Annotated in this window: 20 protein-coding genes and 2 pseudogenes; 6 read left to right on the forward strand and 16 right to left on the reverse strand. The window is 74.4% G+C overall.

Features of this window, described 5'->3' with window-relative positions; all coding sequences use genetic code 11:
- Positions 1-4: 4 nt before the first annotated feature.
- From ACFYUY_RS33460 to ACFYUY_RS33475, 4 genes are all read right to left on the reverse strand, one after another.
- On the reverse strand, positions 5-598 hold the full coding sequence (locus tag ACFYUY_RS33460; protein ID WP_387906214.1) for a GNAT family N-acetyltransferase: 594 nt from the start codon (positions 596-598) through the stop codon (positions 5-7).
- A 175-nt stretch (positions 599-773) separates the two neighbouring features.
- A complete protein-coding gene (locus ACFYUY_RS33465) occupies positions 774-1,157 on the reverse strand; it encodes a hypothetical protein (protein WP_360215452.1) in 384 nt (127 codons plus the stop codon).
- 243 nt (positions 1,158-1,400) lie between these two features.
- Positions 1,401-1,997 (reverse strand): NADPH-dependent F420 reductase, encoded by a 597-nt coding sequence (locus tag ACFYUY_RS33470; protein WP_387906217.1) that lies wholly within the window; start codon positions 1,995-1,997, stop codon positions 1,401-1,403.
- A 95-nt stretch (positions 1,998-2,092) separates the two neighbouring features.
- Positions 2,093-2,926, reverse strand: coding sequence for an inositol monophosphatase family protein (locus ACFYUY_RS33475; RefSeq protein ID WP_387906220.1), 834 nt, complete (start codon positions 2,924-2,926; stop codon positions 2,093-2,095).
- 307 nt (positions 2,927-3,233) lie between these two features.
- Between ACFYUY_RS33475 and ACFYUY_RS33480 the strand changes: the two are divergent.
- A pseudogene (locus ACFYUY_RS33480) lies at positions 3,234-3,422 on the forward strand (IS982 family transposase); the annotation flags it as partial.
- 295 nt (positions 3,423-3,717) lie between these two features.
- Here ACFYUY_RS33480 and ACFYUY_RS33485 read toward each other — a convergent pair.
- Positions 3,718-4,554, reverse strand: a complete 837-nt coding sequence (locus ACFYUY_RS33485; protein ID WP_387906223.1) for a helix-turn-helix domain-containing protein — start codon at positions 4,552-4,554, stop codon at positions 3,718-3,720.
- 127 nt (positions 4,555-4,681) lie between these two features.
- On the opposite strand from ACFYUY_RS33485, the gene ACFYUY_RS33490 reads away from it, so the two are divergent.
- Positions 4,682-5,746 (forward strand): aldo/keto reductase, encoded by a 1,065-nt coding sequence (locus ACFYUY_RS33490; RefSeq protein ID WP_360215434.1) that lies wholly within the window; start codon positions 4,682-4,684, stop codon positions 5,744-5,746.
- Positions 5,747-5,994: 248 nt separating this feature from the next.
- Here ACFYUY_RS33490 and ACFYUY_RS33495 read toward each other — a convergent pair whose 3' ends face one another.
- The 3 genes and pseudogenes from ACFYUY_RS33495 to ACFYUY_RS33505 form a co-directional block, all read right to left on the reverse strand.
- A complete protein-coding gene (locus ACFYUY_RS33495) occupies positions 5,995-8,400 on the reverse strand; it encodes an FtsX-like permease family protein (protein ID WP_387906225.1) in 2,406 nt (801 codons plus the stop codon).
- Positions 8,394-9,185 (reverse strand): ABC transporter ATP-binding protein, encoded by a 792-nt coding sequence (locus ACFYUY_RS33500; protein ID WP_387906228.1) that lies wholly within the window; start codon positions 9,183-9,185, stop codon positions 8,394-8,396. Before ACFYUY_RS33500 ends, ACFYUY_RS33495 begins: the two co-directional genes overlap by 7 nt.
- A gap of 163 nt (positions 9,186-9,348) precedes the next feature.
- Positions 9,349-10,479, reverse strand: a pseudogene (locus ACFYUY_RS33505) (molybdopterin cofactor-binding domain-containing protein); the annotation flags it as partial.
- Between the two features lie 570 nt (positions 10,480-11,049).
- Between ACFYUY_RS33505 and ACFYUY_RS33510 the strand changes: the two are divergent.
- Positions 11,050-12,147, forward strand: a complete 1,098-nt coding sequence (locus ACFYUY_RS33510; protein WP_360215424.1) for a glutamate--cysteine ligase — start codon at positions 11,050-11,052, stop codon at positions 12,145-12,147.
- Between the two features lie 388 nt (positions 12,148-12,535).
- On the opposite strand, the gene ACFYUY_RS33515 is transcribed toward ACFYUY_RS33510, so the two are convergent.
- Positions 12,536-12,850 (reverse strand): DUF6296 family protein, encoded by a 315-nt coding sequence (locus tag ACFYUY_RS33515; RefSeq protein WP_387906229.1) that lies wholly within the window; start codon positions 12,848-12,850, stop codon positions 12,536-12,538.
- A gap of 1,042 nt (positions 12,851-13,892) precedes the next feature.
- Between ACFYUY_RS33515 and ACFYUY_RS33520 the strand changes: the two genes are divergently transcribed.
- A complete protein-coding gene (locus ACFYUY_RS33520; protein ID WP_387906231.1) occupies positions 13,893-14,804 on the forward strand; it encodes a YihY/virulence factor BrkB family protein in 912 nt (303 codons plus the stop codon).
- Positions 14,805-15,254: 450 nt separating this feature from the next.
- Here the strand turns inward: ACFYUY_RS33520 and ACFYUY_RS33525 are convergent, their stop codons facing one another.
- The 4 genes from ACFYUY_RS33525 to ACFYUY_RS33540 all read right to left on the reverse strand — a co-directional run bounded on the left by ACFYUY_RS33525 (position 15,255) and on the right by ACFYUY_RS33540 (position 19,210).
- A complete protein-coding gene (locus ACFYUY_RS33525) occupies positions 15,255-15,851 on the reverse strand; it encodes a GNAT family N-acetyltransferase (RefSeq protein ID WP_387906234.1) in 597 nt (198 codons plus the stop codon).
- Positions 15,852-16,052: 201 nt separating this feature from the next.
- Complete coding sequence (locus tag ACFYUY_RS33530) at positions 16,053-16,586, reverse strand: DUF6924 domain-containing protein (RefSeq protein WP_387906236.1); 534 nt, start codon at positions 16,584-16,586, stop codon at positions 16,053-16,055.
- Positions 16,587-16,691: 105 nt separating this feature from the next.
- Positions 16,692-18,764: a SpoIIE family protein phosphatase gene (locus ACFYUY_RS33535; RefSeq protein ID WP_360215409.1), complete on the reverse strand. Its 2,073-nt coding sequence runs from the start codon at positions 18,762-18,764 to the stop codon at positions 16,692-16,694.
- A 155-nt stretch (positions 18,765-18,919) separates the two neighbouring features.
- On the reverse strand, positions 18,920-19,210 hold the full coding sequence (locus ACFYUY_RS33540) for a hypothetical protein (RefSeq protein ID WP_360215466.1): 291 nt from the start codon (positions 19,208-19,210) through the stop codon (positions 18,920-18,922).
- Positions 19,211-19,397: 187 nt separating this feature from the next.
- Between ACFYUY_RS33540 and ACFYUY_RS33545 the strand changes: the two genes are divergently transcribed.
- Positions 19,398-20,048: a hypothetical protein gene (locus ACFYUY_RS33545; protein WP_387906238.1), complete on the forward strand. Its 651-nt coding sequence runs from the start codon at positions 19,398-19,400 to the stop codon at positions 20,046-20,048.
- A 239-nt stretch (positions 20,049-20,287) separates the two neighbouring features.
- Here ACFYUY_RS33545 and ACFYUY_RS33550 read toward each other — a convergent pair whose 3' ends face one another.
- Both ACFYUY_RS33550 and ACFYUY_RS33555 read right to left on the reverse strand, forming a co-directional pair.
- Positions 20,288-20,686, reverse strand: a complete 399-nt coding sequence (locus tag ACFYUY_RS33550; RefSeq protein ID WP_360215404.1) for a DUF2267 domain-containing protein — start codon at positions 20,684-20,686, stop codon at positions 20,288-20,290.
- A 264-nt stretch (positions 20,687-20,950) separates the two neighbouring features.
- On the reverse strand, positions 20,951-21,385 hold the full coding sequence (locus ACFYUY_RS33555) for an Hsp20/alpha crystallin family protein (RefSeq protein ID WP_387906241.1): 435 nt from the start codon (positions 21,383-21,385) through the stop codon (positions 20,951-20,953).
- Between the two features lie 526 nt (positions 21,386-21,911).
- Between ACFYUY_RS33555 and ACFYUY_RS33560 the strand changes: the two genes are divergently transcribed.
- On the forward strand, positions 21,912-22,328 hold the full coding sequence (locus tag ACFYUY_RS33560) for a hypothetical protein (RefSeq protein ID WP_360215401.1): 417 nt from the start codon (positions 21,912-21,914) through the stop codon (positions 22,326-22,328).
- 193 nt (positions 22,329-22,521) lie between these two features.
- On the opposite strand, the gene ACFYUY_RS33565 is transcribed toward ACFYUY_RS33560, so the two are convergent.
- Positions 22,522-22,983, reverse strand: a complete 462-nt coding sequence (locus tag ACFYUY_RS33565; protein ID WP_387906243.1) for a hypothetical protein — start codon at positions 22,981-22,983, stop codon at positions 22,522-22,524.
- Positions 22,984-23,218 lie beyond the last annotated feature (235 nt).

The following is a 23,218-nucleotide window of genomic DNA, read 5'->3' on the forward strand; positions in this document are numbered from 1 at the left end:
AAAGTCAGGGCTTGACCAGGACGATCTCGGTGTCCGCCTGGGCGGTGAGGTGCCCGGTCCGAATCGCGTCCGCCGGGAGCTCGAAGACGATCACGAGTCCGTCGCGTTCGTTCCCCTGTTCGCCGACGCGTGCGAACCCGAAGCCCGCGACGGTGGCCAGGGAGGCGGTGTTGTCAGGGCTGATCCTGGCCCGTACGGTCCTGATGCCGGGTTCGGCGGCGGCCCTGAGGAGCAGCGCCGCCAGCATGGCGCGGGCGTAGCCCTGGCGGCGGTGCGCCGGTACGACGGTGAAGCCGACCTCGACCGTGCCGTCCTCGTCCGGCGGCCTGTGGAACCCGGCGTCGCCGACCACGACCCCGTCCGGCTCGGACACGACGGCCCGCGTGATCCAGGGCGCGGCCGACGGCTCCCGGGCGAGCTGGGAGGCACGGTAGCCGAAGATCCAACGAGCCCGGTCACCGACGAAATGCGGATCGAGGGCGACACCGGCCTCGGCACTGCCGCCCGCGAGGTCGCCGTCGGCAAGCGCCCGCAGCGCCTTCGCACCGAGTTCGACGAAACGGACACGCCTGGGGACGGGACGGGATTCGCTGTTCACCGCGGAGATGCCCGTCCAACGGATGAAGGCCTGTCCACTGCTTTACGACGCCGGTGGACAGGGCGATCGTCCCGGTCGGGGACCACGGCCCCCGAAGTCCGCCCGCACCCTCGAGTCCACCTTCGGCCCCGGAACCGCCGGCCCTCACACGGAGGCAGCCGTGCCACCCGAGCAGTTAAGGCGTGCCGCCCTGCTGGCGGCCCATCCAGTCGATGATGGCCTGCTCGGTGCGGGCGAGCGCGTCGGTGGGGCTGAACTGCAGCAGCTCCGTCCCCGCGTCGACGTACGGCCGGTGGCCCGGCGGCTGGTAGAACGCGTCGCCGGCCTCGTACACCTCCTCGTGGTCGGTGAAGACGAAGCGCATGCGCCCGGCGATGACGTAGCCCCAGTGCGGGCAGTGGCACTGCCCGTCGGGCAGCGACTGAAGCGGCCCGTCCAGGTCCGCGTCCGCCGCGAAGGAGACGAATTCGACGGTGTAGCCGTTCATCTCCTCGCGGCGGTCGGTCACCGGACCGAACTCCTGGACGTTCGTCGCGGACTGCTTGGATACCTTCGGCATCGCTCGGCTCCTCTCCGTGACGGCCCCCGAGACTTCCCGTCGTTTCGAGTCGACCACTCCGTACGACCGGGTGCATCCGGGCGGTGGGGCAGGCTGCGTCGGACGCTCGCCGCCGGGGTGGCCGCGGGCGGCGGCGTGGTGCGCTGGTCCCGAGGGGGCGCCGGAAGCCGGTTGCCGGCCTCGTCGACGGCCGTGGGCTGCCGGGTCTTGAGGTGGTCCCGGAGGCCGTCGCGCGGTGGCTGGTCAGCGGGCGATCGAGATCGCGAAGGGCGTGAACCCGCTGGCGCGGATGACGTGCGGCACGAACAGGATCGCGGCTTCCGTGGCGCGGGCGGTGTGGATGCCGCCGAGATCGGTGATCCACTCCTCGTGCCAGCCGAGGTCGGCGAGCAGGTCGCGGACGGTCTGCTTGGCCTGGGGGTCCTGGCCGGACAGGAACGCGGTCGGCGGTTCGGTGAGGGTGGCCGGCGCGGTCATCACCGGGAAGAGCATGGTGTTGAGGGTCTTGACGACGCGCGTCTGCGGGAGAGCCTCCTGCAGTTGCTCGGCCAGGCTGGAGCCGGGGTAGATCAGGTCGGCGGGCAGTCCGTCCGGTCCGTCGACGGTGGCGTTGGAGACGTCGACGAGGATCTTGCCGCGCAGCTCTTCGCGCAGGGCGGCGAGCCGTTCCAGCGAGCCGGCGCCCGGGGTGGCGTTGATGACGACCTCGGCCGTCCGGGCGGCAGCGGCGGCGGCGCCCGGTGCGCGGTCCACTGCGCTCACCTCGTGCCCCGCCCGGGTGAGGGCGGCGGCCAGGTTGCCGCCGACGCGGCCGTTCCCGAGGACTGCGATCGTGGTCATGGTGGTCAGGTCCTTTTCGTTGCGGATGGGTTGTGGCCGCGGGTCGTGGCCGTGAGCTGTGGCAGTGGGCTGCGGCCGCGGGTGGTGATGTGCGGTCAGCGGGAGAGCGTGGCGACGGCGGCGGCGTGGACGCCGGGCGTGGCGGCCAGGAAGCTCGCGCTCTGCGGGGTCCAGGGGCGGCCCTGGGCGTCGGAGACCGTCCCGCCGGCCTCGGTGACGAGCAGCGCGCCGGGCAGCAGGTCCGCGCGGGCGCCGGCGAACTGCCAGAAGGCGTCCATCCGGCCGGCGGCCACGTTCACCAGGTGCAGCGTCGCGGGCACGGCGGTGCGCACCACGAGCGCGTCGGAGAGCATCGCGGTGATCGAGGAGCCGACCCGGCGCACGACCGTCTCGTCCTCGTCCGGTCGGGCCTGGCTGGTGGCCACGATGCCCAGGCCCAGGTCCTCGGTCGGGGAGACGCGCAGCGGCCGCCCGTCGAGGTGGGCGCCCGCGCCGGCGAGCGCGGTGTAGGTCTCGCCGGTCAGCGGGAGGTGGACGACGGTGAGCACCGGCTGGTTGTCGCGCACCAGGGTGGCGGTGACCGCCCACTCCGGCAGGGCGTGCAGGTGGTTGACGTTGCCCTCGGCCGGGTCCACCACCCACCACTCGCCGGCCGGCAGCGCCCCGCCGTCCAGCTCGTCCTCCACCCAGCCCGCGCCCGGGCGCAGTTCGGTGAGGGCGGGGCGCAGGATGGCGAGGGCCGCGTCGTCGTTGGCGGCGAGTGCGGCCGTCAGCTCCTCGCGGGTCCGGTAGGGGACCACGTCGCCGAAGCGCTCGCGCAGCGCCGCACCGGCCTCGCGCACCGCGTCCGTGGTCCGGGCGAGCAGGTCGGCGGCGGGGAGCGTGGCGCCGGAGAGGTCGGCGGCGGTGGCCTGAGGCATTGCGGACATGGCGGTACTCCCGTGCGAGAAGGGGTGGTTGAGGCCGGTCCGGCCGCGTCGTGCGGTGCGTCCTGCGCTCTGGTGACGAAGGTATCCAGGCCCGACATTACCTTCAAGTGCATGTCAAGCACGGGAAGGATGACTCCCATGCAACTGAACGGGCACTGCTCGCCGCCCTCGACCGCTCCTCGCCCCCTCCCGGCGGATCGGCTCGCGCCGCTCGCCGAGCCCGGCGTGGGCGTAGGCGGGTCGGCTCGCTTCCAGCCGGACGCCACTGGCCGATCCCGCGGGTCGCGGGGTCGGTCGCCAGCGCCGCCGCCAGACCATCGAGTCCGTCAACCAGACCTTCAAGGCCCAGCTCGACCTCGAACGCCACCATGGCCGCACCCCGGGCGGTGTCATGGTCCGTGTCCTACAACGCGTCCTCGCCCTGACCAGCGCGATCTGGCACAACCACCACACCGGCCAGCCCGTCATGCGCTCGCTGACCGGCTACGACCACTAACCCTTCGCATCACTCGTCTAGTCCGGCAGTCCTTCCCGCCCCTGGAGGGAGAAGAAGTGGTGCTGTACGCCCTCACGACCTCGCGCGCTTCAGAGAGCACGTTCATGGTCTCCACGCAGTCCCGCTGGTCCCGGAGTTCCGGAGCGATTCTCCCAGTCCACGGGGTGCACGTCACCGGACCGGGAGCCGGACGCTTCGCCCCCGTTGTCGGGTCGGGCCCACCGTTTCGGGCGACGGCCGCCCAGTCCGCGCGGCGAGCCCGAGCCCCCCAGGTGGCCGGGCTCCCGGGCGGCCGTCACCGCACGCAGAGCCGGTCAAGGGCCTCGCGGCTCTCCTCGTCCGCGGCTCGGTAGACCAGCAGGCGTAGTTCCGGGTCCTGGAGCGGCAGCAGGACGTCGAAGTCGACGGTGATCGCACCGACGACCGGATGCCGCAGCGACTTCCGGCCGCGTCCGTTGACGCTGACCTCCCGCTCGGCCCACAAGCGGGCGAATTCCTCGTCCTGTGCGGCGAACTCGGCTATGAGGCCGGACAGTTCCCGGTCCTGCGGGTGCGCGGCCCATGCCGCGCGCAGGTGGGCGATCCCGTCCCGCAGCACCTGCTCCCGGTCGGCGTAGAAGCCGCGCATCTCCGGGTGCAGCAGGCACAGCCACATCGCGTTGCGCCGTGCGGGCGGCACGGCCTCGAAGCCCGGTAGCAGGCGGGCCATTTCGGGGTTCCAGGCGAGGAGGTCGTAGCGGTAGTCCAGCAGCATGGCCGGCAGCGGCGAGAGGTCGCCGACCAGGCGGGCCAGCGACGGGGCCACACCGGCGTCCGGACCGCCGGTGGTGCCGGGACGGCGGCGTCCGGCCAGGTCGAACAGGTAGTCGCGTTCGCCCGGGTCCAGGCACAGGGCCCGGGCCAGCGCCGCCAGAACCTCTGCCGAGGGCCGCAGCCCGCGGCCCTGCTCCAGCCGGACCACGTAGTCGGTACTGACCCCGGCCAGTTCGGCGACCTCCTCCCGGCGCAGTCCGGGCGTGCGCCGGGCCCGCCGGTGCGAGGGCAGGCCCAGCCGCTCCGGATCCAGCCGTTCGCGCCTGCTTCGCAGGAAGGCTGCCAGTTCGACGGTGGTGTCCACGGTGCGTGTCGTCATGACCGGTCCAACCGCCAGGGTGGGACCGGCCTTCCCAGGAAAGTCCCTCCCTTATCAGGGGTCGGCCGCCGCCGCAGACTCGGTCCCGGCAACGGAACCCGAACACACGCGAGCACAGGAGAGCCTGATGGCACTGGCCCTGGACGACTACCGGCTGCTGGGCCGCTCGGGACTGCGGGTCTCACCGCTGGCCCTGGGCACCGCGACCTTCGGCACCGAATGGGGGTGGGGCGCCGAACGGGCCGAGGCCCGCAAGCTGTTCGACCGCTACGTCGGGCTCGGCGGCAACCTCCTCGACACCGCCGACACCTACACCGACGGAAGCTCCGAGCGCCTGCTGGGCGAGTTCGCCCGCGAGGAGCGCGAACGCCTGGTGCTGGCGACCAAGTACTCGACCCTGCGCCGCCCCGGCGACCCCAACTCCGGGGGCGGGCACCGCAAGGCGCTGTCCGGCTCGGTGGAGGGCAGCCTGCGGCGGCTCGGCACCGACTACCTCGACCTGCTGTACCTGCACGTCTGGGACTTCCGGACCTCGGTGGAGGAGGTGCTGCGCGGCCTGGACGACCTGGTCCGGCAGGGCAAGGTGCTGTACGTGGCGATCTCCAACACCCCGGCCTGGCAGGTGTCCCGGATGCAGGCGATCGCCGACCTGCGCGGCTGGTCGCCACTGGTCGCGCTGCAGGTCGAGTACAGCCTGATCGAACGCACCGCGGAGCGCGACCTGATCCCGATGGCCCGGGAGCTGGGCCTGGGCGTGGTCCCGTACTCACCGCTCGGCGGCGGGGTGCTCAGCGGCAAATACGGTCGGGAGGACGTGGGCGCGACGGGTGCCGGCCCCGACGGGAGCACCCGCCGGAGCCACAACCTAGCCCTGGGCACCCTCACCGAACGCAGCCTCGGCGTGGCCGAGGTGGTCCGGGAGGTGGCCGGCGAGCTGGGGCGCACCCCGGCCCAGGTGGCGCTGGCCTGGACGCTGCGGAAGCCGGGCGTGACGAGCACGCTGCTCGGCGCACGCACCCCCGCCCAGCTGGAGGACAACCTGGGCGCCCTGGCGGTCGAGCTGACGGACGCCCAGCTGGGCCGGCTCGACGCGGCGGGCGCGATCGCCCTCGGCCAGCCGCACGAGCTGCTGACGAGCGAGCCCATCCGCCGGGTGACCACCGGCGACCTGAGGATCGAGACCCGCAGCTGACGGCCGGCCGTCAGCTGCGGGAACCGGGGTCCGGATCCGCGGTCAGGGACCGGGGGCCGGGCCCGCGGTCGGGAGCAGCCGTCGGTTCACCGTCCGGGCGAACCGCGTCCGGCTGGCTTCCGTCGTCGGACTCCGTCGAAGCGGCCTGCCGACCGCATCGTCGGGTTCGCGCGTGACCCGTACCCGGCCCGGGCCGGCGGAGCCGCCGGCCCGGGCCGGGTGGCGCTCGGCCTCCGCGTCAAGCCCCGCTACTCCCGCGCCCCCGCCGCCTCGATCGACCGCCCGCGGGTGACGCGCCAGGCGGCGAGCACGGCCGCGGTCACCGCGACCGCGGCGCACAGGACCACCACCTGCGCGAGCGGTGCCCACGGGACGGTGGCCGCGAACCCGCCCACCAGGCGGTGCAGCGCGGTCGCCTGGGTGGCCGCGACCGCCGCGCCGGCCACGGCGGCGAGCAGGGTGCCCACCAGCACGGCGAGCAGGGACTCCGCCGCGATCAGCCGCAGGGTCTGGGCCCTGGTCGCCCCGGCGAGGTTGAGTGCCGCGAGTTCGCGCCGCCGGCCGGCCGCGGCCATGACCAGGGTGTTGGCTACCGAGAGCAGCGAGTAGCCGACCGAGATCCCGAGCACGACCACGCTCGCGTTCCGCGACTGCGCGCGCTGCTTGGCCGCCGAGCGGTCGAAGTAGAGGTCGGCTGGTCCGACCGCGGCGTCCAGGCCGTCGAGCGCCGTCCGGGCCGTTGCCGCGTCGGCGGGCGTGTCGAGCCAGGCCAGCGCGGGCAGTGCGCCCGCCGTGTGTGCCGCCGAGAGGTAGGTGTCGTCGCCGTTGAGACCGGTCCGGACCACCGCCGCGATGCGCAGTGCGGTCCGTGACCCGTCCGGGAGCCAGCAGGTGACGGTCTGCCCCGGTGACAGGTCGTCACTGCGGGCGGTGTGCTCGTCGACCACCAGGAAGTCGTCGCCGAGCCCGGTCAGTGAGCCGGCGACCACGGTCGGCTTCAGCACCGAGCCGAGTGCGTCGGGCCGGACGGCCTTTCCGCTGAGCGAGTCCAGGACGGTGCCGTCGGCGCCGCTGATCTCCAGCCGGGTGGGGGTGACCGTGGTGGCCCGCAGGTTCGCGAGCGCGGCGGCCGTCGGACGGTCCAGCAGCCCGCCGTCCAGGGGCAGCACCACGGCGGCGGCACGGGTCTGGCTTCGCGCGAGATCGGCGCGGGCCCCGTCGCCGGCGCCCTGCATGCTCATCATGGCCGCGACCAACCCCACGGCCACCACCACGGGGGTGACCGTGGCGGCGGTCCGGCGCCCGGCGTTGAGCGTGTTCTGGCGGACGATCAGCGGGCCTGCGCCGAGCCGGGCCAGCGGCCAGGTGGCCAGTCGGGCGGCGGGCCGCAGCAGCACGGGCGCGAGCAGGGCAAGACCGCCGACGAAGAGCAGCGGCACGGCGCCGTACTTGCGGGCGTTCACCGCGTACTCGGGTGAGGTCGCAGTGATCGTCCAGCCGGTCGCGACGGCGCCGGCGAGCAGGCCCAGGGCCAGTACCCAGCGCAGCGGGGTCATCGCCCGGGTGTTCGCGGCGGAGTCCCGCAGCGCCGCGACCGGGCGTACCCGGGCGGCCCGGACGGCGACGGCGGCGGCGCCCGACAGCGCGGCGGCGACGCCCAGGAGAGCGGCGAGCAGCAGCGCGAGCGGATCGGCGCCGACGTCGAACCATCCGGGTGCGACACCGTGGTGGACCATCCACCCGCGCAGCACGCCGGCGCCCGCCACCCCGAGCAGCGACCCGAGCAGCGACCCGGCCGCGCCGACCAGTCCGGCCTCGGCCAGGACCAGGCCGGCCACCTGGCACGGGGTGGCCCCGGTCAGCCGGAGCAGCGCAAGCTCGCGGCCGCGCTGCTCGATCGAGAAGGCGAAGGTCGCGATCACGATGAAGACCGCGACCGAGACCGCGATTCCACTGGTGGTGGCGGCCATGGCCTGCGCGTTCAGCAGCTGGTCCGCACCGCCGGACGGGTCGGGATCGGCCTGGCGGCGGTCCTGCCCGGTGAGCAGCAGCACGCCGTCGGCTGTCGGCAGGGCGGCTGCCGGGCCGGTGGTCGCCAGTGCGTTGACGGGTGGCGAGATCCGCGCGGCGGCGGCGTCGGTGAAGAAGGCGGCGTGTTCGAACCAGCGCTGCTCGGTGGCGCCGACGACGGTGTAGGCGGAGCGTCCGGCCGCGGTCGTGAGTGGGATCCGGTGGCCGACCAGCTCGGCGCCGCCGGTCAGCACGATCTCGTCGTCCGCCACCGGCGCCCGGCCGGTCGTCAGGTGGTACGGCGTCAAGGCTGCCGATGACCAGCCGTGTCCGACGGCGTCGGACGGGCCGCCCGGGTGGCGGGCCGCAAAGGTGCGGTCGGCGACGACCCCGGCCGGCGCACCGCCCGCCACGGTGGCCGGCAGCCCGGTGGGAAGCCGGGCCGCCTCGCCGCGCGCGTCGGCGGGCACGGCCACGGCCGTGGCGGCCGCGAACCGCTGGGGCGCGGGGTGGGGCGTACCGGCGGTCGCGGCCAGGACGAGCGACATCATCGAGATCAGCCCGGTGCCCAGGACGAGGGCGGCGAACACCCCGGCGAAGGCGGTCCAGCGGCTGCGCAGGTTGGCCATGGCCAGTTTCAGCACGCCGCGGCCTCCTCGAGGTGGTCGCGGCCGGCGCCGCTGGGTTCGTCGTCGGTCGGCTCCAGCGCGGCCATCCGGGCGGCGACCGCCTCGGCCGTCGGGTCCGCCAGCTCGTCCACCACCCGGCCGTCGGCGAGGAAGACCACCCGCCCGGCGTACGAGGCGGCCACCGGGTCGTGGGTCACCATGATGATCGTCTGCCCGTGCTCGGCGACGATCCGGCGCAACAGCGCCAGCACCTCCCGGGAGGTGCGGGAGTCCAGGGCCCCGGTCGGCTCGTCGGCGAAGAGCACCTGAGGGCGGGTGACCAGGGCGCGGGCGATGGCCACGCGCTGCTGCTGGCCGCCCGAGAGCTCGCTCGGCAGGTGCGCGGCTCGCGCGGCCAGGCCCAGTTCGGACAGTACCCGGTCGACGTCGGCGGGCCGGGGCGGCTTCTTGGCCAGCTGGAGCGGCAGCTCGACGTTCTGCCGGGCGGTCAGCGTGGGCAGCAGGTTGAAGGACTGGAAGACGAAGCCGATCCGCTCACGGCGCAGCCTGGTCAGGGCCGTCTCCGACATGCCGCGCGGGTCCACTCCGGCGAGGCGGACCCGGCCCTCGTCCACCTGGTCGAGCCCCGCCGCGCACTGGAGCAGGGTCGACTTTCCGGAGCCGGACGGCCCCATCACCGCGGTGAAGGAGCCGGCCGGGAACTCCAGGGTCACCCCGTCCAGGGCCGCGACCCGGCTCTCACCGCTGCCGTACACCCGCCGGACTCCGGTCAGCGCGACGACCGCGCTGTCTTGCACCATGCTGAACTGCCCCCGAGCTGAATGATCATTGAAAGAGGTGACAGTCATACCAGCTTGGGAGCCGATCGAGGGCTGAGTTCGGGCACGTCCGGCCTGTCAGGCCGTGGCGGACGCGCGGCGGGCCCGGGGGCAGCGGGCCGGGGGACGACGGCCGCCGCGCCCCTCACCCGGGCGGGGCCGGGCGCTCCAGCGCCGGCAGCACCTTGTCCAGCGTGATCGGCAGGTCCCGCACCCGCACGCCGCAGGCGTGCCACACCGCGTTCGACACCGCGGCGGCCGTGCCGACGATGCCGATCTCCCCGATGCCCTTGGACCCCACGGCGTTGACGTGCGGATCGTGCTCGGCGAGCCAGTGCGCCTCGATCCCGACGACGTCCGCGTTGGCCGCCACGTGGTAGTCCGCGAGGTCGTGGTTGACGACGTGCCCGGTACGGGGGTCGAGCACTCCGCTCTCGTGCAGCGCCATCGACAGCCCCATCGTCATCCCGCCGACGAACTGCGAGCGCGCCGTGCGCGGGTTGATGATCCGACCCGCGGCGAACACGCCCAGCAGCCGCGGCACCCGCACCTCACCGGTGTCCGCGTGGACGTGCGCCTCGGCGAACTGCGCCCCGAAGGCGTGCATCGCGTAGCGGTCGTCGGCCGGCCCGACGGAGCCGAGCGCCTCGGCCCCCTCCGGCGGCTCGGCCCCGTACCGGGCCAGGAAGGCACGCGCGGCCTCGACCACGGCCGAGCCCCACGTCGTCATGCCCGAGGAGCCTCCGGCCACCGACGCCACCGGGTAGTCGGTGTCACCGATGCGCACCTCCACCTCCCCCACCGGCGCCCCGAGGGCGTCCGCGGCGATCTGCGCCAGCGTCGTCCACGTCCCGGTGCCGAGGTCGGCCGCGCCGATCTCGACGACGAAGCGCCCGCCCTCCCACCGGATCACCGCCGTCGACTTCGACATGCGGCTGACCGGATAGGTGGAGGCCGCGACGCCCGTACCGACCAGCCAGTCGCCGCGCCGGCGCACCCCGGGCCGCGGGTCGCGCCGCGGCCAGTCGAACCGCGCCGCCCCCTCCCGCAGGCAGCCCACCAGGTTGCGGCTGGAGAACGGCCTGCCCGAGCCGGGCTCGACCGCGGGCTCGTTGCGCACCCGCAACTCGACCGGGTCCACGCCCAGCCGCTCGGCCAGCTCGTCCATCGCCACCTCCGGGCCGAACATGCCGGGACACTCGCCGGGAGCGCGCATCCAGGACGGCACCGGCACGTCGAGCGCGGCGAGCCGCTCTTGTGGTCTTCCCTCAGCAGCACGATCGCGTCCATGCACGGTCCTTTCGGTGGGGTGGAAGTCGGCGCCGGACGCACTGGCACCCGGCTTCCGGGCACCCGCGCGGGCGCGCCGGGCAGACCACCCGCATGCCGCAGCCTGCCGCTGCGGTCCCCTGTCCGGACGGCCGGCGGCGGCCGGAGGACCGCCCGACGGCGGAACCGGGCGTGGGGGCACCCGGCACGGGTAGGCGCCCGCTGTCAGGGGCCGGGCCGAGGAAGAAGAGGGGTCGAGACCATGACCGCCATCGCCGCACCGACCGCGCCGCTGCCCCCGGCGCCGCCACTGCCCCGCCGGCCGCCTCGCCGGCCGGCACCGCTCCTGCCCGGCCTGCCCCCTCCCCCGGGCTGTGCAACCGAGCCCGCCGACGCGGGCACCACCCGAGCGGGACGCCACCCGGGCCTGGCCCGGCGCACTGACCTGAGATCCGCCCGGACCTGACAGCCACGGCGACCGCGTGCTGCGCCTCACCGTTCACGGACCCCAGGAACGCCCGCGGCCACGGGCGGACCGCGGGCGCATACGCGCCCGGCGCACGGGTACCCGCCCGGCATGCTGACCCTCGGCATCGAGGAGGAGTACCTCCTGCTCCACCCGGCCACCGGCCTCCCGGTGGCCCGCGCCGCCCAGGTACGCCGCGCCGCCCGTCTCCAGCCCGCCCTGGAACGCGACGAGGTCCAGCACGAACTCCTCCAGGCCCAGCTGGAAGTCGCCACCCCCGTCTGCCACGGCCTGGAGGAAGCCGGCGGCCATCTGCTGCGCATGCGCCTGGCCCTGGGCGAAGCCGCCCGGCAGGAGGGCTGCCGCCTGGTCGCATCTGGTGCGGCGCCCTTCGCCGACCGGGTGCCCGTGCCGGTGACCGACACCGCCCGCTACCAGGCCATGCACGCCGACGCCCGGATGCTCACCGATGAGCAGATGATCTGCGGCATGCACGTCCACCTGGGCATTCCCGACCGTGCGGCCGGGGTCACGGTGATGAACGGGTTGCGGCGCTGGCTGCCCCTGTTGGTCGCGCTCGCCGCGAACTCGCCGCTGTGGCACAACACCGACACCGGGTTCGCGAGCTGGCGCACCCTCGTCTTCGGCCGCTGGCCCGTCAGCGGACCGCCGCCGGTGTTCGACGGCGCGCACGACTACGACCGGCGCACCACGGGCCTGGTCGGACGCGGGCTGATAGGCGACCTCGGGCAGATCTACTGGCACATCCGCCTCTCCGAGCACTTCCCCACCGTCGAGATCCGGGCCATGGACGTCCAGGTACGGCCCGACGAAGCGGTGATGCTCGCGGGAATCGTGAGGGCCCTGGCCACCCGAGCCCTCACCGACGCGCGATCCGGACACCGGCCCCCGCCCGTCGAACCGGAACTCCTGGCGGCCGCGATGTGGCACAGTGCACGGCACGGCTGCACGGGCACCGTGTTCGACCCGACCTCCGACCGTCTGGCCCCCGTTGCCGATGCCGTGGCCGCCCTGCTCGACCACACCGGCCCGGTGATCGACGGCACCGGGGACGGGCGCCACATCGCCCCCGCGCTGGAACGCCTGCTGCGGGAGGGAAACGGCGCCCGACGCCAGCTGCGCCGACTGCGCACCGAAGGCCGGACCGGCCTCGTGGCGATGCTCACCGACCAGACCACCGGCCACTGAGCTCCCCGCTCCCCGGAGCCGACCTCCCCGCAGCCCGGGCCTGGTCGGCGGTGTGCCCGGCGCCCGTGGCCCGGGGCCGTCCCGGCGGCCCCGTCGAGGGCGGGCTCCGGGACGGCCGGCGCTGCCTCGACCGTCATCGGCCCGAGGGCCACCGCCGTCTCCCCGGGACCGAGCGCATCCCGTCGGGCGCGTCCCCGTCGTTCCCCGTCCCCGTCTCCACCGCCCTGGCGGGGCCGACCGCCCCGGCGTGGCAGCATGCCAGGGCGTGGACATGCGCCGCAGGAGCCCCGTGAGCCTGACCGGCCCCGCCGACGGCCCGTGGTGGTGCCGGTGGGACCACCGCCCTCTGAGAACCGGACAACGCGGGCAGGCAGGCGTCGACCGGTCCTCAGGGCATCGCGACGGCGTGCAGAACCGGATGGCCGTCGGCGTAGTCGTCGGGCGCGGACAGCACGGTCGCCGCCTCCCCCTCGATCCGCAGCCGCCACAGCCCGGCAGGGTCCTTCCACACGTGGCCGCCACCGGGAGCCACGTCGTCGCTCAGATGCACCAGCAGCACCTTGGGACGGACGTGTCCGACCCGGCCCGGGGAGCGAACCCTCGAAAGAGGAGGAGCAGGGGGTGCCAGGGCAGAGCGTGGAGAGCGAAGCCCGCGCGGCGAGGAGCAGAGCCCCTCGAAGCACCGGCGTGACCAGGGGACCAAGGGCCCGTCCCGCCGTCCGGCCGGAGGCTACTCCCAGAAGGCCCGAACAGGTGTCGGCCCGCAGGAACCCGACCAGTCCGAAGGTGGTCAGTGACCAGCCCTCACCCGCTCAGGTCTCCTCGAGCAAGCGCCTGCGGCACTGGCTCGCGGGAACCACAGCGGCTTCGGTCCGGTCACTGATGTCCCGGGGTCGCCGACGGCTCGTCCTCCGCGAGGCCCAACGCCTCCAGAAGCCGCCTGCAGTCTTCGCGGTCGAGCGCGTGAGCGGCTATCGTCCTGCGCGCCCGGCACAGGACCGATTCCGGTACCGAACCGGCTGGTTCGAGAATCTCGCCGACCGACGCCGGGTCCCAGTTCGGACGCATCAGCAGAGAACCCCTTCGCATGCGGGTGAATCTTTCAGGCTACTGCGCCACCCCACAGCCCGGAAGGACGCCTCCTCCCCCGTCTGCCGGCCGCCGTCGACGCGGCCAAGGGGGTTGGACCGGCACCCGCTGCCCAGGCGCCCGACAGGGCGTCGCCGCCCTCCTCGACCCCAGCCGCGCGGCGACGCCCACCAGGTCCATTCCGTTGGCGGCGGCACGGTCGTTTCCCGCCTGCCAGGGACGGGCAGCCGTCCGGCAAGCCTCGGCTCGAGGCCCTGACAGAGGAGCCGCCGCCAACGGTGCCCGCCGACAGCACAACCCCCGGGTGGTCCGTGCACGCGTCCGACGGCTGGCACTGCGGTGGCTCCTCGGAAGGGGCACACGCACAGAACCGGGTGCGCTTCGAGGCCCACCCGGGACGTTCGACGAGCGGGCGGCCCGGGCCCTGGACGGAGACGGCGCGCACGACGTGCGCCGCTCCCCCGCGGCCCTGCCGGAGCGACGCCCCGTGCCCTGGTGGCCCTGCTGCAGAACCCGGTCAGTCCGGCTCACCGACTGGCACGACAGCCGTCATACGGACGCCATGCGGATGAGGCGTTTCGCATCGTAGGGAGCGGGCAGGCGGCCGAGGCGTCCGATCGGACGCCTTCGGTCTCCTGGGCAGTTGGGGGTGTGCGATGGCTCGGTCGTCGGGTGGCGACGGACGGTGGTGGCGGGCCCTGCGGCGCACGCCGCTGACGATGTGGAACGACGACGTCACCGACTTCGCCGCAGCCCTGACGTACTACGCGATCCTGGCGGTCCTGCCGGCACTGCTGGCCACGGTGGTCGGCTTCGCACTGATCAGCCCGGCGGTGGCCCGGGACGCGGCGGCGCACCTGGCCGGGCTGGTGCCGGGCCAGGCCGGTGCGCAGCTGGGCGGAGTGCTGTCCCAGGCACTGGGCGGTGGTTCGACCGGCTGGACACTGCTGGCAGCGGGCGCCGGCAGCGCGCTGTGGTCGTGCTGCAGCTATCTGGCGGTGTTCCGGCGGGCGCTCCACCGGATGCACGGCACCAGCGACCGGCGCTCCCCGCTGCGCAAGGCCCCGCGGATCGTGGCGACGGCGGCGGTGCTGCTGGTACTGCTGGCGGTGAGCGCCCTGGCCCTGATCCTGAGCGGTCCTGTCGCCGAGGGCGTGGGCCGGGCTCTGCACCTGGGCGGGACGGTACCGCTGGTGTGGTCGCTCGTCCGCTGGCCCGTTCTGCTGCTGGTGGTGGCGGTCCTGGTGCTGGTCGTCTTCCGGACCGGCCCCGAACCGGCGCGGCGGCGGCACACCAGCCTGCCCGGCGGAGCCCTGGCGGCGGCGCTCTGGCTGGCCTTCTCGGCCGGCTTCACGCTGTACACCAGCGCCCTGGGCACCTACAGCCGCCTGTACGGCTCGCTTGCGGGGACGGTGCTGTTCCTGATCTGGCTGTGGCTCTCCAACCTGGCGCTGCTGGCGGGTGCGCAGTTCGCAGCGGAACTACGCCGCGACGCCGCCGGTCCGGCCGGCGTATCCGGAGCCACGGTTCAGCCACCCGTCAGCAGCCCCCGACCGGCCGAAGGCTGAAGCTGCTCCACGAGGTGCCGGGCCGTTCCTCCTGAGCTTCGTGTTCGTCGAGTGCCACCGCACCGGCGCTCCACGACCGCCGGCGGTCCTCGCCGGCACGGGCGCAGCGCGGCGTCGGCGGCACGGGCGGCCTCCGGCTGCACTTGGGCTCCCCGGTCCTTCCGCTGCTGGTCACAGGACCGGCAACGGTCCGAACGGGCGTGCCTGGCGTGACCGGCAGGCCGCAGTGACCCGGCAGCCGTCGGGGCGGGCGGGTCGGCCGGTTACCCAAGCGCGTCGGCCAGGCTTCAGCCGTCGAAGCGGAACCAGCGGAAGCCGTGGTCGAGGAGTGCCGTCAGGGTCCCGCGGTGGAGCCCGGAGGACGGCACGGCGTGAGCGGCCCGCTTCGGGCGGGTGGCCGGGTCGGGAGTTTCTGACCCGGCCACCCTGCCGCCATGTCCCACGGCTCGGTCAGGGCTCGACCGGGACGGACGTCGAGTCCGCCGGAGCCGCGGGGTGCCCGGTCCGGATCGCGTCCGCCGGGACCTCGAAGACGATCACGAGCCCGTCGTGTTCGTCTCCCTGCTCGCCGACGCGCGTGAACCCGGAGCCCGCGACGGTGGCCAGGGAGGCGGTGTTGTCGGCACTGACCCTGGCCCGCACGGTCCTGACGCCGGGTTCGGCGGCGGCCCTGCGGAGCAGCGCCTCCAGCATGGCGCGGGCGTAGCCCTGGCGGCGGTGCCCGGGCACGACGGTGAAGCCGACCTCGACCGTGCCGTCCTCGTCCGGCGGCCCGTGGAACCCGGCGTCGCCGACCACGACCCCGTCCGGCTCGGACACCACGGCCCGCGTGATCCACGGCGCGGCCTCCGGCTCCCGGGCGAGCTGGGAGGCACGGTAGCCGAAGATCCAGCGGGCCCGGTCACCGACGAAGTGCGGGTCCAGGGCCACGCCCGCCTCGGCGCTGGCGCCGGCGAGGTCGCCGTCGGCGAGCGCCCGCAGCGCCTTCGCGCCGAGCTCGACGAAGCGGACGCGCTGGGGGCTGGTGGGGTGGGGTTCGCTGTTCATCGCGGAGATGCTCGCCCGGCGGCCGGAAGGCTGTCCACCGCTTTTGCGGTCCCGCCGGGCACGGCGGTCGCCCCGGTTGGTGCTCTGGGCGGCTCTCCGCCGGCCGCCGCCTCAGCCCGACCGGGTCGCGCCGTTCAACGGGCGGGCCCCGTGGCGAGTTGGACGGGCCCCCGGAGTTCGACCAGCTCACACGGCGGGTTCTCAGAAGGACCGGAAGATGCCGGAGGGGTCGTTCCGGGCGGCTTCGACGATGTCCGCGAAGGCGAGATTGGCGATCGACAGGTTCGCGTGGATGTCACCGATGCCGGCGGGAACGGTCCGGACGGTGCCGCCGTCCGCCTCGAACTCCTCGTCGCTCGTGTACTCCTCGTCGCTCGCGTGCTCCTCACGGGTCGGCACGGACACCACCAGCAGGGTGTGCTCGCGCCCTTCCATGGCGACGCCGTCCGCCAGGTAGACGACGCTCAGTTCCGGATCGCCCGAGAGCGCGGCGATCACGGCATCGGGCGTCGCACCCGACCAGGCCGGATCGTCCACCACGTGGAGGTGGGGGTCGACATCGTCGCTTCCGTCGAACTCCCACGGCTTCGACAGCTCTGCCAGCACGGACTGCCAGGCCCGGTCGTCGCTGAAGTCGGTTCTGATGACCAATGCGGCGAACTCGTCGCGCTCGGCAATGGCGGGCAGCATCGTCAGGCTCCGATCTTCACGTGACCGTACGTACGTGTCACGCACACCCTGCCAGCCACCGCTGACAGCCGGTCGCACGGGCCCGGGGCCCGGCCTCCGGCCGAGCCGCGCGGCGGCGATCGGCGGGGCCGGGCCGGGAGCACTGCCGGTTCACGGGTCGGGGGTGTCCGGGCCGGCGGGCAGGACGCGGGCGATGAGGAGGGCGACGTCGTCCGGGGTGTCGGGGCGGCGCAGGGCGGTGAGGAGCAGGTCGCACGTGTCGTCCAGGGGGCGGCGGGGGCCGGCGAGGAGGTCGGCGAGGGTCTGCAGACGGCGGTCGATGTCCTGGTCGCGGACTTCGACGAGGCCGTCGGTGTAGAGGACGAGGTCGTCGCCCGGGCGCAGGGTGAGGTCGCGGGTGGGGAACGGCAGGCCGCCGACGCCCAGCGGCGGGCCGGGGTCGATCCGGACCGGGTGCGGGGTGTCGCCGGGGCGGGCGAGGACGGGCGGGGGGTGGCCGGCGGAGGCGATGCGCAGGAGCCCGGTGGCCGGGTCGAACAGGGCGATCAGGCAGGTGGCCATGGCGTCGCCGAGGTCTCGGGTGGTGGCGTCGAGGTGGGTGAGGAGGTCGGCCGGGTCGGTGGTGAGCCGGGCCAGGGCGCGGGTGGTGGTGCGCAGCTGGCCCATGGTGGCGGCGGCGTTGATCCCGGAGCCCATGACGTCGCCGACGACCAGGGCGGTGCGGTGGCCGGCCAGGGGGATGGTGTCGAACCAGTCGCCGCCGGTGTCGTCGGTGGCGCTGGCGGGCTGGTAGCGGTGGGCGATGGCCAGGCCGGGCGGGTCGGGGGCGTGCTGGGGTGGCAGGAGGTGGCGCTGGAGGGCGATGGTGGCCTGGCGCTGGTGCTGGTACCAGCGGGCGTTGTCGATGGCGACGGCGGCGCGGGCGGCGAGTTCGGTGGCGAGCAGGACGTCGTCCTGGTCGAACGGGTCGGGGTTGCGGGTGCGTTTGAGGTCGAGGGCGCCGAGGACCCGTCCGCGGGCGATGAGCGGCACCGCCAGGTAGGAGTGGACGCCGGCCTCGGCGAGGAGGCGGGCGGCGGTCTCGTCGCGGGCGATCCGGGGCAGGTCGGCGGCGCTCACGTGGGCGACGAGGACGGGGTGGCCGCCGACGGCGGCCTGGGTGACCAGGCGGCGGGGGTGGTAGCGGGTGACCTCGCCGACCGGGTCCGCGGCCAGGGTCGCGGGCGTGGGCTGGGCGGCTTTGATCGCCATCGCGCGGAAGCGGGCGGGCCCGTCGTCGGCGCGGCCCGTCGCCCCGGGCAGGGCGGCGTCCAGCAGGTCGACGGCGGCGATGTCGGCGACCTCCGGCACGGTCACCTCCGCCAGCTCCCGGGCCGTGGTGGGCAGGTCCAGCGTGGTGCCGACCCGGATCGACGCGTCGGCGATCAGCGACAGGCGCCGCCGGGCGCGGGCCGCGGTGAGGGACTGCTCGTAGGGGTTCGTGACGTCGATGACGGAGATCGCCAGCCCCATCACCCGGTGTGCCTGGTCCTCCAGCCGGTAGAACGACGACGTCCACGCGTGGGTGCGGTCGTCGTACGGCATGTGCCCGACGGTGAACTCCTCCAGCACCGGCCGGCCGGTGACCAGCACCCCGCGCATCCGGTCCTCGATCGCCGCGACGTCCAGGTGCGGCAGGACCTCGTGCGGGGTGCGGCCCAGGTGCTCGGCGGCCGGCACCCCGTTGATCCGCTCCAGCGCCGGGTTCACCAGCTCGTAGCGCAGGTCCTCGTCCAGGACCGCGAGGCCTATCGGTGCCTGGTCGACCATCCGCGCCGACAGCGCCAGATCCCGCTCGACCCGCTGCAGGGTCTCCCGGGACGACACGATGCACAGCGCGTACCAGGTGCCGGACGCGGCCTGCAGGCGCATGTTGCGCATCTCCACCAGCACCGTGCGCCCGTCCTTGTGCCGGGCCGGGAACGCCCCCGCCCAGGTGCCCTCGCCGGCCATCACCCGCTCGAACGCCTCCAGCACCGTCTGCCGCCGGTCCGGCGAGACCAGCAGGTCGATCGCCGCGCGGCCGAGCGCCTCCTCGCCCCGGTAGCCGAACAGCGCCTGTGCCTGCGGGCTCCACAGCGAGATCCGCCCCTGCGCGTCCACCACGACGGCCGCCACGCCGAGGACGTCCAGCAGGCCGCCCGCCGCCAGTGCCGCATCGGCCGGCCCCAACCGCTCCGCCACCGTGCACCACCTCCTCGCCCGCTCGCCCGGCCACCGCACCAGGATCCCGTGTCATTCCATCGTCTGCCCGATGCCGCGGACGTGACCGGCGGCCCGGGCCTCGGCCCCGCGCGAAAAGCGGGACGCCGGGCTCCCGGTGTCCCGTCGCCGCCCACTCAGGTCAGGACGGCGCGTACCGAGGCTGCGCCGGGGCCCGCGGGCAGCCGGCCTCCGATCACGACGTCGGCCGCCCGGAGGTGTTCGATCTTGATCCAGTCCCGGGAGCGTGCCCCCGGGAGGTAGCGGGAGTCGCCGTGTCTGGCGATGACGCCTTCGAGCCGGTGTTCGCGTGTCCACCCGTAGGCCTCGGCCACCGAGTCCCCGGTCGGCGGGACGCGCAGACCCGGCTGCCCCGGTTCCGGATTCTCGAGCAGGTCCCGTCGTCGTGCGTACGGCTCGGCGAGCAGGGGGGCGGCCGTGGGCGTGCAGCAGGTCGAACGCGATGAACAGCGTGGGCATGGTCGGCACCCCGGCTTGGACGGCGGCCGGGAGGGTTCCGCTGCTCCTGAAGGCCTTCGTTGTCAGGGGCTGCTGAGAGGATGCGGGCCTGGAGGAGGGCGGCCCCGCTCTGCCCTGGCAGTGAGGAGACGTCAGATGGATTTCGCCAAGACCCTGTTCGCCCACCTCGCGGAGGCACCGCAGACCAGCGGGCCGCGCGATTCGTGGTGGATCCACCCCGTGGGTACGCTCCCGGTCTCCTCGGACATGGCCCTCGTGTTCGACCCCACGTCGGGTGAGGCCGACGGCCTGGAGGTGCCTGCGGGCAGCCATCGGGTGTACGCGGTGATGGATGCGGCGCCGGGAGAGGCGCCGATGACGCTCGGGTTGCTGCTGTGGTTCGACGAGGCACCGCCGGTGGAACTCGGTGAGTACTCGGGCGTGGGCGTGATGACGCACTGCGGCGTCGTGTGCCTCGGCGATCGGCGGGACGACGACGGTGCCCTGGTGAGCGGGCTGATGAGGCTGGCCGGGCAGGAGATCCGGCGCCGTGCGGCGAACGGCCGGGACCGAGGTCTGCTGCCGGCGTTCGAGGGGGCGTGTCGGCAATACAGTCCCGACGCCCTGCAGCCGCCCGAGGAATCCTCGCCTGACACGTTCCGTGCCGGATGGCACGTCCTGTCGGACGAACGGACCGGGTCGACGGTCATCGCGCTGCTGGACCACGGCGAGAACGGCGGCATCTACCCCTGTCTCGACGCGCAAGGGCGAGAGGTCGCCCACCTCGTACAGTTCGAGACCGAGTGACGACCCGCCGGGCGGTCTCCGCACGAGCGGCCCGGGCCCGCGGCGGCGCGCCGTCGGTGCAGGAGCGGAGGGTCCGGCCCGGGAGCGGTCGGCGGCGCCGGGGCAAGGTGGTCCCGGACGGGCTCGATCAGTGTGGTCGTGGCCAGGGAGCCGGCGTCGGCGGTGGCGGGACGGACGTCCGGCCCACGGGAGGTGGAACGCCCGGGCCGGGGTCTCCCGGGTTCCCCCTCCGGGTCTGTTCAGGCGGCGACCGTCAGGTCGGCGCGGCCGAACAGCAGGGCGTAGCCGCGGGGCAGCTGGGCGAGGATGCGGTCACTGAGGTCGTCGCCGGCGAGGTCGGTGACGGCGGCGAGGACGGAGGAGGTGTCCCAGCGGGCCGCGGTGAGGCTGGTGCCCAGGTTGCGGGCGACCGCTTCGACGAAGACGGGGGCTGCGACCGGGGCGGGGAGGGGGATCTGCGAGGCGAAGACGGCGCGGGCGCGGTCGGGCAGGGCCGCGGCGAGGTCGCAGCGCTCCTCGCCGGTGAGCTGGGAGCCGAGGACGGCCAGGACGGCGGTGAGGACGCGTTCGGCTTCCTCGTCGCCGGCGTAGCGGCCGAGGGTGCGGACCTGCTGGATCAGGTGGCGGTAGCGGGTCATGGCTGTGGAGCCTTCCGGGGGCCGGCCGGCCGCGGGTCGGCGGCGGCGTGAGGGTGGTCGGTCGGAGTCCGAGTGCCCGGCGCCGGTGTAGACCGGTGAGGTTCAGCAGCCGGATCTTGCGGCCCCCGGGCCTGGCGCAGCGCTCCGGGCGTCCGGGGCGCTGCCCGTCCGGGCGGCCTCGGGAAGCGACCGACTGGGGGTGTTCCGGCCGCCCCTTCGATCGAGGGGGAGAGATCGGGGGCGGCCGGAACGGTCGGGGACGGGTCAGGCCCGGATCTGCTTGCGGTCGCCGTTGTGGCTGATGGCGACCTTGCGGGGCTTGGCCTTCTCGGCGACCGGGATCTTCAGGGTCAGCACGCCGGCGTCGTAGTCGGCGGTGATCCCGGCGGGGTCGAGGGTGTCGGAGAGCATGACCTGGCGGGAGAACACGCCGAGCGGGCGCTCGGAAAGCTCCCACTTCACGCCCTCGCCCTCCTGGCGCGGGCGGCGCTCGGCCTTGACGGTCACCATGTTCCGCTCGACGTCGATGTCGATCGCCTCCGGGTCCACCCCCGGCAGGTCGAAGCAGATCACGTACTCGTCGCCGGCCCGGTAGGCGTCCAGCGGCATCGGCGCCGGACGCGACCAGGTCCCCGTGTTGCCCAGGAACTGCTGGGTCAGCCGGTCCAGCTCGCGGAACGGGTCAGTGCGCAGCAGCATCGCGAAACACCTCCACAGATCGAATGGGTGCCAGTGCGCTTCACCTGACACCTTTGTAGCGCGGTCATCCATCCGATGACAAGTCGGCGTGTCGCCTATAGAGTGACTTCATGAGCGAGAAGTCCCGCAGAGCCGCCGCCGACACCTCCCCGGCCGGTCGAGCCCGCCTCGTTCCTGGCAGCCAGCGGATCCACCGGACGTCCGCCGCAGCCCTCGACGCCGTCGACACCCACCTGGCGCACCTCGACGCCCTGCGCCCCGACCGACGCGACGGGCCCGCCGTGGGACCCGGACGCCTCGCACACCCCGGACGGCCGCCCGCCGGGAACGGTCCGGAGCGGGCGGATGCCGGCATGACCGGCACCGCCGCCTCAGCCCGAGTCGCGGGCCGGGGACCGACCGGAGCGAGCGACCGGGCCTGCTGCCGGGCCTCCACCGGCCAGGCTCCGCCGGGCCGTACGGCGACCCGCCCCCGGGGACGGACCCTCGGAGACGAGAAGATCCGTTCGGCGGATAGGGTGCCGCCATGAGCATGTCCAAAGCGGTCGAGCAGGTCGTTCACGAGGCGCAACTCCAGCTCACCGACGGGACGTGGGAGCTCAGCACGCCCGACTCGGCGCTGGCCCGGCAGACCGCCGAGGCCCTCGCGGGCGCCGTCGGCCCCGCCGACGTCCAGGAGGCGCTGCCGAGGATCGAGCGGCTCGCCGCGCTGCGCGAGGCCCTCGCCGCCCTCGCCACGACCGTCGCACGCACCCACGGCCACCTCGCCTGGTTCCTCGCCGACGCCAGCAGCCACCTCACACCGGTCCTCCACTGGCGCGCTCTGGACGCCCCCGGCGGCCGTGCCTTCGGCGCCGTCCCGCCCACCGACGACGAACTCGCCGACGCCGAAGCCGCCATCCGCACCGTCGCCGCCATACTCACCCGCACCGGCCGCAGCTGACCGGCCACTCGGCCCCGCAGGCGAGCGGACACACAGGGGGCAAGGGGGCACAGGCGGGCGAACGGGCACACGGGGGCGCAGCGCGGAACCGGGGCCCGGCCTGACGCGCGACGCGCCGACGTCATCGCGTACGGGGTTTCGACCGCGGCCGGGACCGGCCGGACTCACCGGAGCCCGTCACCGTCGGGCGGTGTCAGCTGACGAAGATCCGGTGCGGGGCGTCCGAGGTGGCGACCTGCTTGCGCTCCACGTGGACGCCCGGGTACGTCTTTGCGGCGCTGCGCACCCCGAAGCTGGTGGCCACGGCCAGCAGGCCGCTCACGCCCGACAGGCCGGCGACGGCGCCGCCGCCGCCGATGAGGCAGGCGATGACGACGAGGACGATCCCCGCCACGAGCAGGAGCCAGCCGAACGTGCTGCGGGTGCGCTGCTTCTGCGCGGCGGTCGGCCCGGATTCCAGCACCACCCTGACGGGGAGGCGACAGTCGCCGCAGAACACGTCGAGGACGACGGCCCCCGACTCCGGGCGCCGGCTCGCGCCGAGCGGGAACAGGTGCCACTGCGACCGGTAGGTCGTGCTCCGCACCCCCTCGGTGCGGGTCATGCTCGCCCGGTGGCCCAGGCGGAACTGTGCGACTCCAGTGGGCACGCTCATGGATCCGGCTCCGTCTCCCCCGTGCGCGGCCCCCGGGCGTCCGCGCGAGCCGCGATGGTAGCAAACGCAGGCGTACACGAAGAGGCCGCCGGGCGACGGGCAGGGCCGCGCGGAGGCCTGCCGGCCGGGGCGGGCGGAGGCGCCCGGCACCGGCACACGGGCCTCAGGCTCCGTGGCGGTTCAGGCTGATATGGCATGGACATGCTTAATGCGGCGGGCGGGACGGGGCGGGACA

Origin of the sequence: Kitasatospora sp. NPDC004745 (assembly GCF_042873275.1) — a bacterium.
Classification (GTDB): Bacteria; Actinomycetota; Actinomycetes; order Streptomycetales; family Streptomycetaceae; genus Kitasatospora.

Excerpts from the sequence above, each read along its gene's own strand:
- ACFYUY_RS33465 (WP_360215452.1), bottom strand. The coding sequence starts at position 1,157 with ATGCCGAAGGTATCCAAGCAGTCCGCGACGAACGTCCAGGAGTTCGGT.
- ACFYUY_RS33470 (WP_387906217.1), bottom strand. The coding sequence starts at position 1,997 with ATGACCACGATCGCAGTCCTCGGGAACGGCCGCGTCGGCGGCAACCTG.
- ACFYUY_RS33475 (WP_387906220.1), bottom strand. The coding sequence starts at position 2,926 with ATGTCCGCAATGCCTCAGGCCACCGCCGCCGACCTCTCCGGCGCCACG.
- ACFYUY_RS33485 (WP_387906223.1), bottom strand. The coding sequence starts at position 4,554 with ATGACGACACGCACCGTGGACACCACCGTCGAACTGGCAGCCTTCCTG.
- ACFYUY_RS33490 (WP_360215434.1), top strand. The coding sequence starts at position 4,682 with ATGGCACTGGCCCTGGACGACTACCGGCTGCTGGGCCGCTCGGGACTG.
- ACFYUY_RS33500 (WP_387906228.1), bottom strand. The coding sequence starts at position 9,185 with ATGGTGCAAGACAGCGCGGTCGTCGCGCTGACCGGAGTCCGGCGGGTG.
- ACFYUY_RS33510 (WP_360215424.1), top strand. The coding sequence starts at position 11,050 with ATGCTGACCCTCGGCATCGAGGAGGAGTACCTCCTGCTCCACCCGGCC.
- ACFYUY_RS33520 (WP_387906231.1), top strand. The coding sequence starts at position 13,893 with ATGGCTCGGTCGTCGGGTGGCGACGGACGGTGGTGGCGGGCCCTGCGG.
- ACFYUY_RS33525 (WP_387906234.1), bottom strand. The coding sequence starts at position 15,851 with ATGAACAGCGAACCCCACCCCACCAGCCCCCAGCGCGTCCGCTTCGTC.
- ACFYUY_RS33545 (WP_387906238.1), top strand. The coding sequence starts at position 19,398 with ATGGATTTCGCCAAGACCCTGTTCGCCCACCTCGCGGAGGCACCGCAG.
- ACFYUY_RS33550 (WP_360215404.1), bottom strand. The coding sequence starts at position 20,686 with ATGACCCGCTACCGCCACCTGATCCAGCAGGTCCGCACCCTCGGCCGC.
- ACFYUY_RS33555 (WP_387906241.1), bottom strand. The coding sequence starts at position 21,385 with ATGCTGCTGCGCACTGACCCGTTCCGCGAGCTGGACCGGCTGACCCAG.
- ACFYUY_RS33560 (WP_360215401.1), top strand. The coding sequence starts at position 21,912 with ATGAGCATGTCCAAAGCGGTCGAGCAGGTCGTTCACGAGGCGCAACTC.
- ACFYUY_RS33565 (WP_387906243.1), bottom strand. The coding sequence starts at position 22,983 with ATGAGCGTGCCCACTGGAGTCGCACAGTTCCGCCTGGGCCACCGGGCG.